This is a genomic window from Polyangiaceae bacterium (assembly GCA_020633235.1).
GTDB lineage: Bacteria > Myxococcota_A > Polyangia > Polyangiales > Polyangiaceae > JACKEA01.
The window spans coordinates 520,750-534,943 of record JACKEA010000003.1 but is presented as its reverse complement, the minus strand read 5'-3'; the positions used below and the strand labels follow the sequence as shown (position 1 = coordinate 534,943).

The 14,194-nt window shown below is 66.6% G+C and carries 17 protein-coding genes; 7 read left to right on the top strand and 10 right to left on the bottom strand.

Annotation, left to right across the window (positions count from 1 at the left end; translation table 11 throughout):
* Position 1 precedes the first annotated feature (1 nt).
* Positions 2–826: a PspA/IM30 family protein gene (locus H6717_19185; protein MCB9579162.1), complete on the top strand. Its 825-nt coding sequence runs from the start codon at positions 2–4 to the stop codon at positions 824–826.
* Positions 823–2,724: a hypothetical protein gene (locus H6717_19180; protein ID MCB9579161.1), complete on the top strand. Its 1,902-nt coding sequence runs from the start codon at positions 823–825 to the stop codon at positions 2,722–2,724. Before H6717_19185 ends, H6717_19180 begins: the two co-directional genes overlap by 4 nt.
* Positions 2,725–2,727: 3 nt before the next feature.
* Here H6717_19180 and H6717_19175 read toward each other — a convergent pair whose 3' ends face one another.
* The 9 genes from H6717_19175 to rpmH form a co-directional block, all read right to left on the bottom strand.
* Positions 2,728–3,384 (bottom strand): hypothetical protein, encoded by a 657-nt coding sequence (locus H6717_19175; protein MCB9579160.1) that lies wholly within the window; start codon positions 3,382–3,384, stop codon positions 2,728–2,730.
* Positions 3,381–4,046 carry a hypothetical protein gene (locus tag H6717_19170; GenBank protein MCB9579159.1) on the bottom strand — a complete coding sequence of 222 codons (666 nt, stop codon included), beginning with the start codon at positions 4,044–4,046 and terminating at the stop codon, positions 3,381–3,383. The genes H6717_19175 and H6717_19170 overlap by 4 nt, the downstream gene beginning before the upstream one ends.
* A 61-nt stretch (positions 4,047–4,107) precedes the next feature.
* Positions 4,108–5,583, bottom strand: a complete 1,476-nt coding sequence (locus H6717_19165) for a hypothetical protein (protein MCB9579158.1) — start codon at positions 5,581–5,583, stop codon at positions 4,108–4,110.
* Positions 5,584–5,633: 50 nt separating this feature from the next.
* Positions 5,634–6,116 (bottom strand): penicillin-binding protein activator LpoB, encoded by a 483-nt coding sequence (locus H6717_19160; GenBank protein MCB9579157.1) that lies wholly within the window; start codon positions 6,114–6,116, stop codon positions 5,634–5,636.
* Between the two features lie 314 nt (positions 6,117–6,430).
* Positions 6,431–7,084 (bottom strand): KH domain-containing protein, encoded by a 654-nt coding sequence (locus tag H6717_19155; protein MCB9579156.1) that lies wholly within the window; start codon positions 7,082–7,084, stop codon positions 6,431–6,433.
* Positions 7,085–7,086: 2 nt separating this feature from the next.
* Positions 7,087–8,913 (bottom strand): membrane protein insertase YidC, encoded by a 1,827-nt coding sequence (gene yidC / locus H6717_19150; GenBank protein MCB9579155.1) that lies wholly within the window; start codon positions 8,911–8,913, stop codon positions 7,087–7,089.
* A gap of 27 nt (positions 8,914–8,940) precedes the next feature.
* Positions 8,941–9,234, bottom strand: a complete 294-nt coding sequence (gene yidD, locus H6717_19145; GenBank protein ID MCB9579154.1) for a membrane protein insertion efficiency factor YidD — start codon at positions 9,232–9,234, stop codon at positions 8,941–8,943.
* On the bottom strand, positions 9,234–9,677 hold the full coding sequence (gene rnpA / locus H6717_19140; protein MCB9579153.1) for a ribonuclease P protein component: 444 nt from the start codon (positions 9,675–9,677) through the stop codon (positions 9,234–9,236). Before rnpA ends, yidD begins: the two co-directional genes overlap by 1 nt.
* A gap of 3 nt (positions 9,678–9,680) precedes the next feature.
* On the bottom strand, positions 9,681–9,830 hold the full coding sequence (gene rpmH, locus H6717_19135; GenBank protein ID MCB9579152.1) for a 50S ribosomal protein L34: 150 nt from the start codon (positions 9,828–9,830) through the stop codon (positions 9,681–9,683).
* A gap of 126 nt (positions 9,831–9,956) precedes the next feature.
* On the opposite strand from rpmH, the gene H6717_19130 reads away from it, so the two are divergent.
* From H6717_19130 to H6717_19120, 3 genes are read left to right on the top strand one after another with little or no spacing between them, the layout of a single operon-like run.
* Positions 9,957–10,658, top strand: coding sequence for a DUF1499 domain-containing protein (locus H6717_19130; protein ID MCB9579151.1), 702 nt, complete (start codon positions 9,957–9,959; stop codon positions 10,656–10,658).
* A gap of 21 nt (positions 10,659–10,679) precedes the next feature.
* The gene (locus H6717_19125) at positions 10,680–11,288 is read left to right on the top strand and encodes an SMI1/KNR4 family protein (protein MCB9579150.1); all 609 of its coding nucleotides are present in this window, start codon (positions 10,680–10,682) and stop codon (positions 11,286–11,288) included.
* Between the two features lie 15 nt (positions 11,289–11,303).
* Positions 11,304–12,086 carry an outer membrane beta-barrel protein gene (locus tag H6717_19120; GenBank protein MCB9579149.1) on the top strand — a complete coding sequence of 261 codons (783 nt, stop codon included), beginning with the start codon at positions 11,304–11,306 and terminating at the stop codon, positions 12,084–12,086.
* Here H6717_19120 and H6717_19115 read toward each other — a convergent pair.
* Positions 12,083–12,892, bottom strand: a complete 810-nt coding sequence (locus H6717_19115) for an SDR family oxidoreductase (protein MCB9579148.1) — start codon at positions 12,890–12,892, stop codon at positions 12,083–12,085. The genes H6717_19120 and H6717_19115 overlap by 4 nt on opposite strands.
* 133 nt (positions 12,893–13,025) lie before the next feature.
* Between H6717_19115 and rpmG the strand changes: the two genes are divergently transcribed.
* Both rpmG and H6717_19105 read left to right on the top strand, forming a co-directional pair.
* Positions 13,026–13,193 carry a 50S ribosomal protein L33 gene (rpmG, locus tag H6717_19110; protein ID MCB9579147.1) on the top strand — a complete coding sequence of 56 codons (168 nt, stop codon included), beginning with the start codon at positions 13,026–13,028 and terminating at the stop codon, positions 13,191–13,193.
* A gap of 129 nt (positions 13,194–13,322) precedes the next feature.
* On the top strand, positions 13,323–14,192 hold the full coding sequence (locus tag H6717_19105) for a succinylglutamate desuccinylase/aspartoacylase family protein (GenBank protein MCB9579146.1): 870 nt from the start codon (positions 13,323–13,325) through the stop codon (positions 14,190–14,192).
* Positions 14,193–14,194: the final 2 nt, after the last annotated feature.

Genomic DNA, 14,194 nt, shown 5'->3' with positions numbered 1-14,194 from the left:
CATGGGAATCTTCGCGCGCCTCGCGAGGCTCATCAAAAGCAACCTGAACGATCTGATCAGCCGGGCAGAAGACCCGGAGAAGATGCTCAATCAGATCGTCATCGACATGAACGCCCAGCTCGTGGAAGCGAAGAAGCAGGTTGCCGCTTCGATCGCCGACGAGAAGCGGCTGGCCAAGCAGGCGGAGCAGGAAGCTTCCAACGCCGCGGAGTGGGAACGCCGCGCGATGATGGCCGTTCGCGCCGGGGACGACGCTCTGGCCAAAGAGGCGTTGGCCCGCAAGAAGGAGCACGACAGCCTCACGGAGCAGTACAAGACCCAGTGGCAGAAGCAGAAGCAGGCCGTCGAGCAGCTGAAGCTGGCCCTGCGCGCGCTCAACGCCAAGATCGAGGAAGCGAAGCGCAAGAAGAACCTGCTCATCGCCCGCAAGAAGCGCGCGGAGGCGCAGAAGCAGATTCAGGAGACGATGCACGGCCTGCGCAACGCCAGCGCCTTCGAGGCGTTCGATCAGATGGAGTCGCGCATCAACCAGATGGAGGCCGAGGCGGAGGCCGGCGCGGAGCTTGCGGAGGAGTATTCCGGCGACGTGTTGGCGCACAAGTTCCAGCAGCTCGAGGTCACCGCCGGTGCGGACTCGGATCTCGAGGCGCTGAAGCGCAAGATGGGCATCTTGCCGCCGGAGCCGGAGCCCGCTCAGCGTGAGGCCATGCGCGTGGAAGACGCGCCTGCAGAAGAGACGGAGCTCGACGCGGCAGAGCAAGAAGAGCTGGCGCGCGCTCTGGAAGAGCTCGAGTCGCAGGAGCAAGAGCTTCGAGTCAAGCGGTGATGGGCGCGCGCACGTTGCTGTCCGCGCTTGCCGCGGGCGTCATCCTGGCGTCGACTCAACAAGCGTTCGCGGCGCGTTCCCTGGACGCGGTTCCCTTCGCCGGGGAGAAGATCCGCATCGACGGCCTGACCAAGGAGTGGAAGGGCTCGATGGCGCGTCTTTCCGACGCCCTGCAGGGGTCGGTGAAGGCAGAGGGCATGGTCGGCTACGACGACCGCTACTTGTACGTCGCCGTGAGCGCCGATGACGCCAAGATCGTTCGCACCAAGGCGGCCGGGAGCGGAGAAGACCACGCCACGCTGCTGCTCGCGTTTCCGAAGACGAGCGGCGGCTTCGTCACGCACTCGGTAGACTTGTACCCCGGCGATCCGGGCAAGACCGCGGGCGTGGTCAAGCGTGGGGGCAGCGCGATTGCCGGCTCCCAACTGGTGGAAGCGCCGAGCGGCAAGGGGTTCACCTTCGAGGCGAAAATCCCCTGGAGCGCGTTCCCCGAGGCCGCCCGCACCCGGGTCGGGCTACGCGCGGCGCTGCGCTACACCGACGCCGACGCGCCGGGTCACGTGCGCGCCGTGGTCGCCACCTCGCGCGCCAAGGCGGGTGGGAGCTTGCCGCCGCTGCCGCTGGAAGCCGAGCAGGGGCTCAGCGCCTCGCTCATCAAGCCCAAGCGGCTGTCTTCGACGCCCTCCAAAGCTGCCCTGGGCAACGTTTCTGGCGACGGAATGCTCGAATACGTCGCCGTCTACGGTCAGTACCTGACCATCGTGGGGCCCCGCTACCGCGGTGGAAAGCAGTTCTACTTCGCCGATTTCGGCGGACCGATCCACAAGCTCACGTTGGTGGACTTCGACGGCGACGGCAAGGACGAGATCCTCACCGAGAAGCGCGTCGGTTCCGGGGAGAAGTTTCGGGACGTGCTCGTGGTGCTGAAGGTGGGGAACAACGAAACGCCCTTCGAAGCGTTCGAGCACGAGATTGCGATCGCCACCAAGGACGGCCACATAGAAAACGACGTCGCGGTCGTCCGTCGGGGCAAGTCGTCCGCCATCGTGGTGTCGCAAGGCAAGGCGGAGGGCTTCGAGCCCGACACCTACTCGGAGCCACGCTCCGGAGACATGCCGCCAGCTCTCCTGCCGTGGGAGAGCGTGCAGAGCCGCACGTACCAGTGGACGGGCGACAAGTTCGAGCAGGTCGACGAAAAGAAGGGCGCTCCCAGCGTGAAGCCCACGAAGGCGAAGCCCGCAGGCCCTCCACCGCCGCCCGCGCCCCGCCCGCCATCCGCCGACGAGCTGCAGGATCGCCTGTACGCCTTGTATCGGAAGGACCGGGGCGTGGGTAAGAAGCCGCCTCGCTTCGACTTCGTCACGGACGTCGCCGCGGACACGCGCACGGAGCGGGTGCTGGTCCACGACAAGGACATCGTCGTGTTTGGCAAGGGTTATCGCGGCGGGGTGAGCTTCGCGTACATCACCGTGGGCGTGGCCGACGCCAAGGACATTTTGGATGTCACGGCGCGGGACCTCACGGGCGATGGCAAGGCTGAGATCATCGTGCGTGGCGTGCTCCACGCCAAGGCCAGCAAGGAGCTCGGAGGAGACGTCGTCGATCGCTACGCGCTGTTCGTCTACAAGGCGGACGAGAATGGCGTGCGGCGCGTCTTCGCCGCCGAGACCGGGCGTGCTCTGGGCGAAAACCGCATTCTCGGCGCCGTGGCGTTCCTGCCGGCGGAGCGCGGACTTCGTATCGAGCTGCGACCTGCGCGCGCCGTGGGCTGGACGGAAAAGACGTACCCTTTTCCACCGGACACCACCGCTGCCGGCGGCCTGGAGCCGCTCCTCTTGCCCTGGAGCGGCGACTCACGGAAGTACGCCTTCAACGGCTCGATGTTCGTCGCTAATTGAGGCTCAGAAGTCCGCGAACACGCCGGCCGTGAGCCCAGCTTCCATGTAGTCGAAGTCCGACTCGGACTTGCCCAGGCCCGTGTCGACGTTCGTCTTGCCGTTCACGCCCAGCTCGAAATGCCCGCCGATGAGCAACCCGAAATGATCGACCAGCTCCAGCGCAAGCAGTAGGTCGCCGCCGGGCCGTACGTCGCTGAGCTTGAACTCGAAGTCGCCCTGGCTGTAGGTCGTTTGGGTGTAGAGGATCCCGCCGCGCACCCACAAGGCAGTGTTGTCGGATAGGGGCAGCGCTGCGCCGATGCGCGCGCCCGCGAGCAGGGTTTCCCCGAAAGTGTCGTTGTCGGAGTAGCTGAGCAGCGCGCCGACGGAGAGCGGCGGCGCCACGAAGTAGTGAAGCCCGATGCGGGGCAACGGCGCGATGATCGTCCCCAAGTTGCCGCCAAAGGTGCCCACGTGCAGCGAGCCTTGAGCGTCGCTGGACAGGGAGTCTCCCTTCAGCCGCGTGTACATCACGCCGCCGAGGTTCTCGAGCGACAACACGAACGGCCGAGCGTGCCCGAAGCCCGGTGCGGCCATTTCCTCTTGGGCCAGGGCAGGGGATGCCACGCACACGCCACACACAATCCCCAAGGCCAGCACGGCTTTCGATGCAGCGCTCACCAGAAGTCTCCCATCAAGCCGACGGTCAGGCCGGCGGAACGATACTTCTTGGCGTCGCTGTCCACGTCGTCGCTGGCCAGGCCGAACAGGTGAATGTCGGCGTGGGGGCCGACCAGGATGCCCAGGTGATCCGTCGGCGCGATCACCACGTAGGCTTCCAGCGAGAGCTGAAACAGCTCCATGTTCTGGGACTCCGTGGTCTTCTGGCCGTTGGCGTCGGTGTTCTCTTGCTTGCTGAACAAGAACATCGCGGAGGGACCACCCCGGACCCAGTAGCCGAACCCCTGCTTCAGCCATCCGGCGTATCCGATGCGGGGGCCGAGCCGGGCGACGGTGAAGGAGTCCTTGTCGTCACCGGTCAGGTCGCGAACGTGAGCCAGGCCGACGGTGCTGCCGAAGCTCAGGCCGCTCGATTGAACGGCGAACAGTCCCACGTTGCCCCACAGGATGGGGTGAAAGCCGATGGAGTCGTTGTTCTGACCAAACAGGTTTTGCCCTTGGAAGCCGAAGATTCGCTCGATGCTGACCACGAACGAATCCCGCTCGCCAAAATGACTCTTCGTCTGCTGCGCGGCAGCGACGGCGGGCAGCCCAAGCGTCAGTCCGAACGCCAGTGTGCTGAGCCAGCGCTTGCCGTTTGGTGGTCGCATCCCGAGCCTCACCCTTCTCCTACCGACGGATACCCGCCGCCCTTCCCCGCGGCCAACTTTTCACGCCGGGCGGTCAGTTCAGGACGGTGAGGTTCACTACCGCGAAGCCGCCGGGCGAAATCGCGATCTTCTGCTGCTTGGCGACACCCCGAGCGCGGACGTAGACCACGTGCTCTCCGGGAGGCAGCCGCAGGCGACCGAAGGCGATGCGTGCCGGCAGTGTGGACCAGCTGCGGGTGTCCGGCGTGTCCGTCGCCGTGAGGGTCGCCTGGGTACCGAGGCTGAGCAGCGCGCCGAGAGTGCCACCGCCAGACCCGCGACGGATCGCCTCGCCCGCCACCACCCGCGTCAGCATCCGCGTGATGGCCGCGGCCACCACCGTTCCCCGCGCTGCTTCCCACGCGCGCTTGGCTTCGCGATCCACCGCCACGATTCCTTCCAACGTCTGCCAGCTGCCGTCCACCGCCATCTCCGGGATGTCGTACTGCCCGCGAGCCTTGCCGAGCTCGGGATAGTTCACCCACGTCACGAGCCCCTGCGCCGCGAGGTAGCTGGCGCGCTGGCGGTCCCCGGGGGAGAGCGCGTTGCTGGCGTAGGTCAGAGCCAGGCCGATGGGCACCCGCTTGGCGTACTTGGCAGGGACCCGGCCGAAGCTCACGATCACGAGCAGCTCCCCGCTGTCATCTTTGGGTTTGTCCGGCGCGCCCGCGGCGGAGCTCGCCCCCGCGTCCTTCTCGGTCGAAGGTTTGTCCGTGTCCGCCTCGGCGTCTGGGGCCGGCACGCCGTCGGGGTCCGGCGGCGCGTCGCTCTCCGGCTCCGGCTCGGGCGGAGGCCGGGGGGGCGGCTTCGGCGCGCTCTCATTCAGGAGCGCGCGGATGCGCGGGCTCCGCACCGAGCTCTGCGTCGCGAGGCGGCGCACCGGCTCCACCAAGCTCTGGTACTGCCCATAGGAGAGCGCGTCGTCATAGAAGCGCAGTGCTTCATCCGGCTTTCCGCTCTTCTCGAACACGAAGCCGGCGAGGTAGCTCCCCGGTCCGGACAGCGCGGCCCCCGCGTCCTCGTGCTCGCGGATGAAGCGCTGCATCACCGTCAGGCGTCGCGCTTCGACCCGCGCGCCGTTCAAGTCCCGGCGCACCAAGTAGTTCACCATGTTCATGGTGTTGATCATCAGCTTCTCGTACGGTGGCGCCTTGTACGGCCCGGAGTCGTCCGAGAACATGTAGCGAGCGACGTCGTTGGCCGCATTGCGGGAGAGATCCAGCACGTCGATGCTCTTGTCCGCGATGCCCAGGTCCCGGCTGGACAGCTTGTACTGGTCCAGCTGCTGCAACACCATCGCTCGGTCCAGCAAGAACAGCGCCTGATCCCCCCCGAGGTCGGAGGGCACCTGCTTTGCGCTGTCGACGTCCATCGCCTCGTTCAAGAGGGCGAGGGCTTTCTTCGGTTCGCCCAGGTCCAGCGCCGTGCGGGCCTCCAGCGTGTGTGCCGCGTGCCCCGCGCAACCCACCACGGAGCCGAGCACGAGGGCCGCGAGCAGCGGCCGCTCCAATCGCCGCCAGCAAGACCTTAGTGAGACCGACGACGGCACGGCGCCGCCCTTCAGCTCGCCAGGCCCTTGGTCACGCTGGACTTGTTCTGGAACAGGATGTCTCCAGTTTCGGCGTCGATGATCTGCAAGAACAGAATGTACTGCACGCGGCGCTCGTCCTCGTTGCGCTCGTCCGCGCTGTATACCTTGCCGGTCACGAAGTAGCGCGCTCCGACCTGCTTGCCCCAGCGCGCCACCTTGGAAGGGTCGAAGGCGTCGGTGTACTGGCGCCGCACTTCTTCGATGATCTGAGGCTGGCGTTCCAGGCTCACCACGCGCACGTGCCCGGTGTTCACCAAGATCGTCTCGATGTCCGAGAGTAGGGAGTCCAGCGCGCTGTCCACGTGCTCCGTGGTCTCGTTGCGCAGGGGCATGATGGCCACGCGCGGCTGGTTCTCCGACTCCCAGCGCTTGAGCAGCGCCGAGCCCTGCAGTGCCTGCATGTTCTCGTGCAACAGCTTCTGCAGATCTCGCTTGTCGAGCCCGGTGCTCATGGCCTCGTCGTCGAAGCCGGCGACGTCTTCCCCGCGCACGGGTTTGGGGCCACCGCAGCCCGTGGAGAGCAGGGCCACGCAGGTTCCAAGCGCCAAGATCGAGTATTGCCAGGTCTTCACGGCATCACCTCATTTTGCGTCAGGCCCCGATCCAATAGCGCCTCGACGGTCATCGGGGGAGTGCAGGGTGGGCGAAAAATGTGGCGGAGGGCCATGTCTCGTTGGACGGCGACCCGCGCCGAAGGGTTCACCGCGACGAAAATGCCGGACCGGCGCGGAGGGGTGTTTCCGCGCCGGACCAACAAAAGAAACCGTCAGCGGCGGACGGGGATGATCTGAACGCGGCGGTCGTCGCCCTCGCCGTCGCTCTTGGTGATCACGCCCTCGAACTTGGCCAGCGCCAGGTGCACCACTCGGCGATCCCGCGGGTTCATGGGCTCGAAGGTGATGATCTTGCCCTGCTCCACCGCCTGCTTGCCCAGGCGGCGAGCCATGGTGGCGAGGGAGTTGTCCCGCCGGCTGCGATAGCCCTCGGCGTCCACCAGCACGTGCCGCTTGTCGAGGTTCGGGCGATTGACCACGCGGTGGGTGAGGAACTGAAGCGCCGCGAGGACCTGCCCCTTCTTGCCGATGATGCGGCCCGCGTCGGGGCCGGTGATCTCGATGTGGATCTCGGGATCCTCGTCGTCCTCCTTGGGACGACGGAGCCGTACGCGACAATCCATCTCCATCTTGTCGATGATGTCGGTGACGAACGCCAGCGCATGCTGCGCGCGCTCGTCGTCCGCCGCCAGGTACTCGCCGTCGTCCGGCCGTCGACGGCGACGGCGACGGCGACGCCCTCCGTTCTCCTGATCGGCGGATTCCCCGTCCTGCTCCGTGGCACTCGCCTCGTCGGCGTCTGCCACCACTGCGTCGGTCTCGCCCTCGTCCCAACCGTCGTCGATCTCCCGATTCGACTCGCTCATGCTCATGCCTTTCCTTTACCGAATAGTGGGCGACTCTCCATGTCTTCGTCCCCGCTTCGGGCTTTCCCCTTCTTCTTCTTCTTGTCGCCGACCTCTTCGGTCGATTCGTCTTTTGCTTCCGCCTTGCTCCCGGAGCCCGGCGTGTTGCTGGTGCGCTTCACGTAGCGCTCCACGATCTGCTGCTGCACGATGCCCAGCACGCCGTTGGTGAACATGTAGACGCCCAAACCCGAGGGCAAAAACAGCATGAACACCGTGAACATGGCCGGCATGAAGTACATCATCATCTTCTGCTGCGCGGCGTCTGCCTGCATGGGCATCAGCTTCTGCTGCAAGAAGGAGGTGCCGCCGATGACGAAGGGCAGCACGTAGTACGGGTCGGCCTGGGACAGATCCGGGAACCACAAGAACGGGATGTTGTACAGCTCCACCGCCGTCTGCAGCGTGGTGTACAGCGCGAACCACACCGGCATGCTGGCGAGCTGAGGCAGGCAACCCTTGAGCGGATTGACGTTGTGCTTCCGCCACAGCTCCATCTGAGCGACGCCCTTGCCTTGAGGGTCGTCCTTGTACTTCTCGTTCAGCGCGTCGAGCTCGGGCTTGAGCTCCCGCATCTTGATCATGCTCTTGATGCTGGGAACGCTGAGCGGAAACAAGAGCGTGCGCGCCGTCACCGTCAGCAAGATGATGGCGATGCCCCAGTTGGGGATCACGCTGTGCACCTTGAGCAGGAACGCCACCAGGATCTTGGCGATGGCGGAGAAGAACCCCAGATCGATGAGCTCGGAGAGGTCGTGCTTGCCCCCCCCGGCGGCGGCCAGCACGTCCCGCTCCTTGGGGCCCACGTAGGTGAGCACGGAGTAGCTCGCGGTCTCACCCTTGGAAAGCGTCACGGGCTCGTAGGCCAGGCGCGCGCGGTACACGGCGCCGGCGTTCGGGTCCTTCTTCTCCGACTCGTACTGGGAGACGTCCCAGCGCTGCTCGATCTGCAGCTGGCACACCGGCTCACCCGCCTTGGCGGAGGCGAGAGGCACGATGGCGTGGGAGAAATAGGCGTTGGAAACCGCGCCATAACCGCCCTTGAAAGGCGCCTGATACCAGTCCCCGGGGTTCAGCGGGCCGGTGAAGGCCTCGCCTTCGAAGTCGTCCGGCTCGAAGTCTTCCTTGCGCAGCCGCTTGGCCTTGCCGCCGTCCGACGGGATGCACTCCACGTGGGTGACGAAGGGGCTGACGCGGAACATGTGCCCCTTCACTTCCGCGTCGGTGCGCCACTCGTCGGTCTCCACCGTGAGGGCGTGGGTGAGCTTCTTGTCCGAGAGGTTTTCGATGGTCGCTTCGGCGTCCAGCTCGTAGGGACGCCCAGTGGCCTTGACCACCTTGGTGAGCTTTACCTTGTCGTTCTTGTAGACGAACGTGCAGCTCTTGCCGTCGGACTTCACCAGCTGGTAGTCGACGCCGTCGTAGTCGAGCTGCCAGCCGTCTTTCGGCTTCACGGCCTCGTTGCGCCAGTGGAAGCGGAGCTGGCGGCGCAGCTCCAGATCCGGCGTGGTCGAGAGGTCGATCGGCTCGCCGTCGTGTTGGTACTTCGCGGTGGTCAGCTCGAAGTGGGCAATGGATGCGCCGTGAGAGCCGATCTGCGCGCGAAAGCGCTCTCCCCAGATGTCGCACATCCGCTCCGGACTGCGATGGACGGGAACGAGGGTGCTCTCCGCCTTGAGAGGCTGCTTGTCGGTCGTGCCACCCCCGCCAAACATCTTGGGCAGGAAGGTGATGGCCGCGAAGACGATGAGCCCCAACAGGAGCCACCGGGTCAGTCCGCTTCTTTCCATTTCGTTCTCGAAGTCGAATCGCGCGGCTCAGACCGCTTCGGTCGAGCGCGCATCCCGCGGCTGCTCGGCGGGGGACCCCTCGGGCTCCGCTTCAGGGTGGCCGTGGGGCAGGGGGGGCGGATCGTATCCACCAGGATTGAACGGATGGCAACGTGCCAAGCGTCGGATACCGAGCCAGCTGCCCTTGAAGGCGCCGTGCAGCTCCAGACAGCGGACCGTATAGCGGGAGCAGGAGGGCTCGAACCGGCACACGGGGCCCAACAGTGGCGACAGGGTCCACTGGTAGATCCGGATGAGAAAGATGAGGATCTTGGCCAGCATCAGACCGGCCGAGTTTGCTTCTTTTGGCCTCGGGTGGCCACCTCGGACTGGCCTCGATCGCGGTCTTTTCGCGCCTCCGCCGTGCGGGCGCGGATCGCGCCGCTGGCCCGGCGGAACTGCCCGACGACGCCGTCCAGACTCAGCTCCGGCGTGAATTTTTTCGCGATCACCACCACATCCACGTCGGGGCTCCAGAGCTCCTCCGTGGCCCGGAAGGCCTCACGAAGGAGCCGCTTGACGCGATTGCGGACCACGGCGTTGCCCACCCTACGGGACACGGTGATGCCCAAGCGTGCGCTCTGACCCGCCTCTCGAGCGTGGATCAAAAGCACGAAATGCGTGGTGGAAACCCGACGCGCGCGCGACTGAATCAGCTGAAACTCCGCGCGCTTGCGGACGCGTTTCTGGCTCGGAAAACGCCCGACGGGGCGGGCCTCCGCCACCCGCTACTTCTTGTAGGCGGAGACGGCGAGACGCCAGCGACCCTTGCGCCGGCGGTTCTTCAGCACGTTGCGGCCGCCCCGGGTCTCCATCCGCTTGCGGAAACCGTGGGTGCGAAGGCGGCTGGTATTGTGCGGCTGATAGGTACGCTTCATGGCTAAATTCCCCGGCAGCGCGAGCTAGCCCGCGAAGGGGCCGGGAGTGAGCCACGCTCCGCGCCGCTAGTCAAGGTCCATCGTCACGCCGTGGACGCAACGACCATCCGCCACTACGTGCCATCCATGGCCCGCCGTGTCGCGCTGTTTTTGTGGGGCCTTTCGGCCGTCGGCATTGCCCTGGGTCCGAGCCTGGCGGTGCTGAGCTGGGTGCGGCCCCTCACGGGGTTCTTCCTGTTCGTCGCCGGGGCTGGCGTCGGGGTCTTGTGTCTACCAGCGGGCCTGGTGGCAGTCCGCAGATCCAAGGGGCCGGCCCGGCGCTTGGCTTGGGCGGCGACGGCGCACGGCGCAGCGGTGTTGGCTTTGCTGGCCCTCGGCTTGGCGGGCGCCCGGGGCAAGCCGCGCATCAACGACATCACCACGGACCCCGAGCACCCGCCCGCCCTGGTGGCCGCGGCTCACGCACCCGACAACGCGGGGCGGGACCTGTCCTACCCGGCAGGCAATGCCGAGCTCCAGCGGGCGGCCTATCCGGATCTGAAGCCCATCGACCTGCCGCTCACTCCAAAAGACGCTGCAGAGCGGGCGCGGCAGGCCGCCGAGCGGTTGGGCTGGCGCGTGGTGTCCCATTCGCCGAGCTCCTTGGAGGCGACGGACACCAGCAAGGTGTTCCACTTCGTCGACGACATCGTGGTGCGGGTGCGCCCGAGTCGCGACGGCAGCGTGGTCGACGTGCGCAGCAAGTCCCGGGACGGCAAGGGCGACCTCGGTGTGAACGCCGCGCGCATCCGCGCGTTCCGACAGGCCCTCGAGAGCCGCGGAGGCTGACCCTTCTTGTATGCTGTGTACATGGAAGCGGAGTTGCGCAAGCTCGAGGCGTGGCTGGCGGAGCATCGACCGAGCTATCGACAGGCGCTGAGACCGGGGACCGACGATTCGAAGCTGCGCGAGTGCGAGGACGCCTTTGGAAGCGCGTTGCCAGACAGCCTGCGGGCGCTGTATCTCTGGCACGACGGGCAATCGGCAGGGTGTCTCGAGCGCCTGGACCGCCATGGCATGTTCCAGCCGCTCGACGCAGTGGTGCGCACCGCCCGTGAGATGAACGAGTTGGCAGAAACGGGAGATCTTCCCCACGAGTCGTGGTGGCGTCCCACCTGGGTTCCGTTTCTGTGGAGCGGTGGAGGCAGCTATCTGTGCGTCGACCTCGAGGGCAGCTTCGACGGCCGTCGGGGGCAGATCCTCGAGCTCGTGGGAGACGACTTCGAACGCATCATCTGGTTCCCCGACGTCGAGGCGTGGCTCCGCGTGTTGCTCGAGGGGCTCGATGGCGGGCTGCTCGTCGCTCGCGAGGGAGACGTAGACGTGGAGGACCCCGAAGCCTACGAATCGCTCATCGCGCGCCTCTTCCCGGGCCATCCGCGCGCAGTGGCGCTCGCGCCGCCGGACGACGTGACGTGATATCTTCGCGCCGTGATGGGGCGAGCTTCGATCGTGGCGTTCTCGTGTGTGGTAACCGTCGCGCCTTGGGGGTGGGCGCAGCAGCCGCCTCCGCCCGCGTACGGACAGCCGGCGCCCGCAGAGCCGCCTCCGAGCTACCAATCCGCGCAGCCTCCGCCGAGCTACCAGCCGGCGCCCCCTCCGCCGGCGGCCGAGCCGCCGCCCTCGCGCCACCCCGCGGAGCTGTTCTTGCTGCTCGGCTTCGGCGGCGCGGTGTGTGACAACGAGAAGCCCGACAGTGATTGTCCCGTGGATGGCGGTGTGGCCTTCGGTCTCGGCGGCGCGTGGCGTTTTCATCCTCACTGGGCCGTGGGTGGAGAGCTCGGGTTCTGGGCCTTCAACGTGCGGGACGAGTGGCGGGGTCAGCTCGCCGACTCGGCCACCGACGTGAAATTCAGCTCTTTCTATTTGGCGCCAATGGCGCGCTGGTACTGGTTCGACTCCGGCACCATCGATCCGTATCTGCAAGCCGGCATCGGCTTTGGCTCGGTGCAGGGAGAGGCCAAGAACGCCAGCGCGACCTACACCACGACGGCCAAGGGCCTGGTGTACCTCGCCGGCATCGGCGTCGAGTGGCAGCTCTCCGACCTCTTCCGCCTGGGACCGCAGGCGCTGGCCTATCTGCACGTCTCGAACGAGATCTGCGAGGACGCGGGCAACGGCGAGACCTGCCGCAGCCCGGGCAAGAACGACAACGGCGATCGCGAGGGGCTGGCGCTCCCCTGGCGCATCGTGGCGGTGGGCACGTTTACGTTTTAAGGGATCTGCAGGCCGCCGGAGACGTTGATCTCCTGTCCCGTGACGTAGTCGCTGAGGGGCGAGGCGAAGAACAGCACCACCCGCGCGACGTCCTCCGGGGTGCCGAAGCGCCCGAAGGGAATGCGCGACAAGGTCGTCTGGCGTTGTGCTTCCGGAATGCCGAGCGTGCCGCCGCGTTCTTTGGCCTCCGTCAGCCGCGTTTCCGTGAATCCTGGGGCCACCGAGTTGACGCACACGCGGTAGCGGCCCCACTCCTGCGCGATGGTACGCATCAAGCCCACGTTGCCCATCTTGGCGGCGGTGTAGTTGGCTTGTCCGGGGTTGCCGCGAATGGCTGCGGTGGAGTGGAAGTTCACCACCTTGCGCACGCGCGTCACGTCGCCCCGCTCCTCCAGCTCTTGCTTGGAGGCGTCGCGAATGTAAGGCGCCGCCGAGCGGATGCAGTTGAAGCTGCCGGTCAGGTTCACCGCGAGCACGAAGTCCCATTCCTCGTCGCTCATCTTGTGGGCCATGCGGTCGCGGGTGATGCCGGCGTTGTTCACCAAGATGTCCAAGCGGCCGTAGGCGTCGATGGCCGTGCGCATCAGCTGGTCGGTGTAGCTGCGGTCGGCGACACTACCGACGCTCACCCGAGCGGAGCCCGGCCAACGCGCCTCGCAGGCGGCCCGGGCCTGCTCCGCCGGCTCCGCGTCCACGTCGTTGATCACGACCTCGGCCCCCTCGGCCACGAACAGCTCCGCGATGGCGCGGCCGATACCCCGCCCAGCCCCGGTGATGACGGCGACCCGATCCTCCAAAAGTCCCATGGCTCCGCTCCTTGCTCCCCGGCCCTCGGTCCGGCCCAGGATAGCCAAACTCGGCCGAGAGCCCCCTGCCAAGCGTCACCCCGCCGTCGCCGAGCTTGCACGAGGGATTGCCCCGTGTTACGCGCACCGGCCCATGCGAGACAACATCCGCCTCGTGTCGACGGCCGGTACCGGCTACACGTACTACACGAAGAAGAACAAGCGCACCCAGACGGCGAAGATGGAGATCAAGAAGTACGATCCCAAGGTTCGCCAGCACGTGGTCTTCAAAGAAGCCAAGATGCCGCCTCACAGCAAGTGAGGCCTGGGTGTTGGTACGGCGCGATGCCCGTCCCTGACGGAGACCGCGCCGCACCAACAATCTGATTCTGTCAGGGCTCGAAGTAACGCACGTTCTCGACGTGTCGCCCTGACGCGCTACCCTGGGCTCGTGGTGAGTTCTGCTCAGCGCTCTGTTCCGACGGCGCTGGCTTTGGTGCTCGGTCTTGCGGCGGCGCCCGCCGCGGGGGAAGAGGAGCCACGGGAAGTGAGCCGGGTGGCGACGGGCACTCGCTGGGAGACGCCGGTGTACGTCGTGGAAGGCATCGCTGATGGCCCCACGGTGATGATCCTCGGCGGAGTGCACGGGGACGAGCGGGCCGGCGTGGGCGCCGCGGAAGAGATGCGTTGCTTCAACATCGCCCGCGGGCGGCTGGTGATCATCCCGCGCACGAACGTTCCCGCGCTGGCGCGTGGCACGCGGCGCGCACCGAAGACGCAATTCTCGGATCTGAACCGGAACTTCCCGCGGCACCCGGGTGACGCGCCCCGGGGCACCCTGGCACGGGCGCTGTGGGCGGCCATCCACGAGCTCCAGCCGGACTACGTGATCGACCTTCACGAAGGGTACGACTTCCATCGGCACAACAAGAAGAGCGTGGGCAGCTCCGTGCTCTACTATCCGTCGGACGCAGGGGAGCGGGTGGCGCGCCGTTTGGTGAAGGCCGTGAACGTCACGATTCCCGAGCGGGAGCGACGCTTCGCATTGCTCCGACCGCCGGTGCGGGGCAGCTTGGTGCGTGCGGCTCAGGAACAGCTGGGCATCTCCTCGCTGATCCTGGAGACGACGAAGAACCACCAACCGCTCGAGGTGCGGGTGAACCAGCACCTGTTGATGACGGCCGAGCTGCTCGACCACCTGGGCATGTTACGGCTCAAGCGGAGCGGCGCCGTGAGCGTGCCCATGACCTGCAGCGAGCGGCGTGCGCTCGCCGAAGTCCCGTCGCCTGCCGACAAGCCGACAGGCGACGAAGGGCAGTAGTA

Bases quoted from the DNA above. Each gene is read 5' to 3' on its own strand.
- H6717_19185 (MCB9579162.1), top strand. From the start codon at position 2: ATGGGAATCTTCGCGCGCCTCGCGAGGCTCATCAAAAGCAACCTGAAC.
- H6717_19160 (MCB9579157.1), bottom strand. From the start codon at position 6,116: ATGAGCACCGGGCTCGACAAGCGAGATCTGCAGAAGCTGTTGCACGAG.
- H6717_19155 (MCB9579156.1), bottom strand. From the start codon at position 7,084: ATGAGCGAGTCGAATCGGGAGATCGACGACGGTTGGGACGAGGGCGAG.
- yidC (MCB9579155.1), bottom strand. From the start codon at position 8,913: ATGGAAAGAAGCGGACTGACCCGGTGGCTCCTGTTGGGGCTCATCGTC.
- yidD (MCB9579154.1), bottom strand. From the start codon at position 9,234: ATGCTGGCCAAGATCCTCATCTTTCTCATCCGGATCTACCAGTGGACC.
- rpmH (MCB9579152.1), bottom strand. From the start codon at position 9,830: ATGAAGCGTACCTATCAGCCGCACAATACCAGCCGCCTTCGCACCCAC.
- H6717_19130 (MCB9579151.1), top strand. From the start codon at position 9,957: ATGGCCCGCCGTGTCGCGCTGTTTTTGTGGGGCCTTTCGGCCGTCGGC.
- H6717_19125 (MCB9579150.1), top strand. From the start codon at position 10,680: ATGGAAGCGGAGTTGCGCAAGCTCGAGGCGTGGCTGGCGGAGCATCGA.
- H6717_19120 (MCB9579149.1), top strand. From the start codon at position 11,304: ATGGGGCGAGCTTCGATCGTGGCGTTCTCGTGTGTGGTAACCGTCGCG.
- H6717_19115 (MCB9579148.1), bottom strand. From the start codon at position 12,892: ATGGGACTTTTGGAGGATCGGGTCGCCGTCATCACCGGGGCTGGGCGG.
- rpmG (MCB9579147.1), top strand. From the start codon at position 13,026: ATGCGAGACAACATCCGCCTCGTGTCGACGGCCGGTACCGGCTACACG.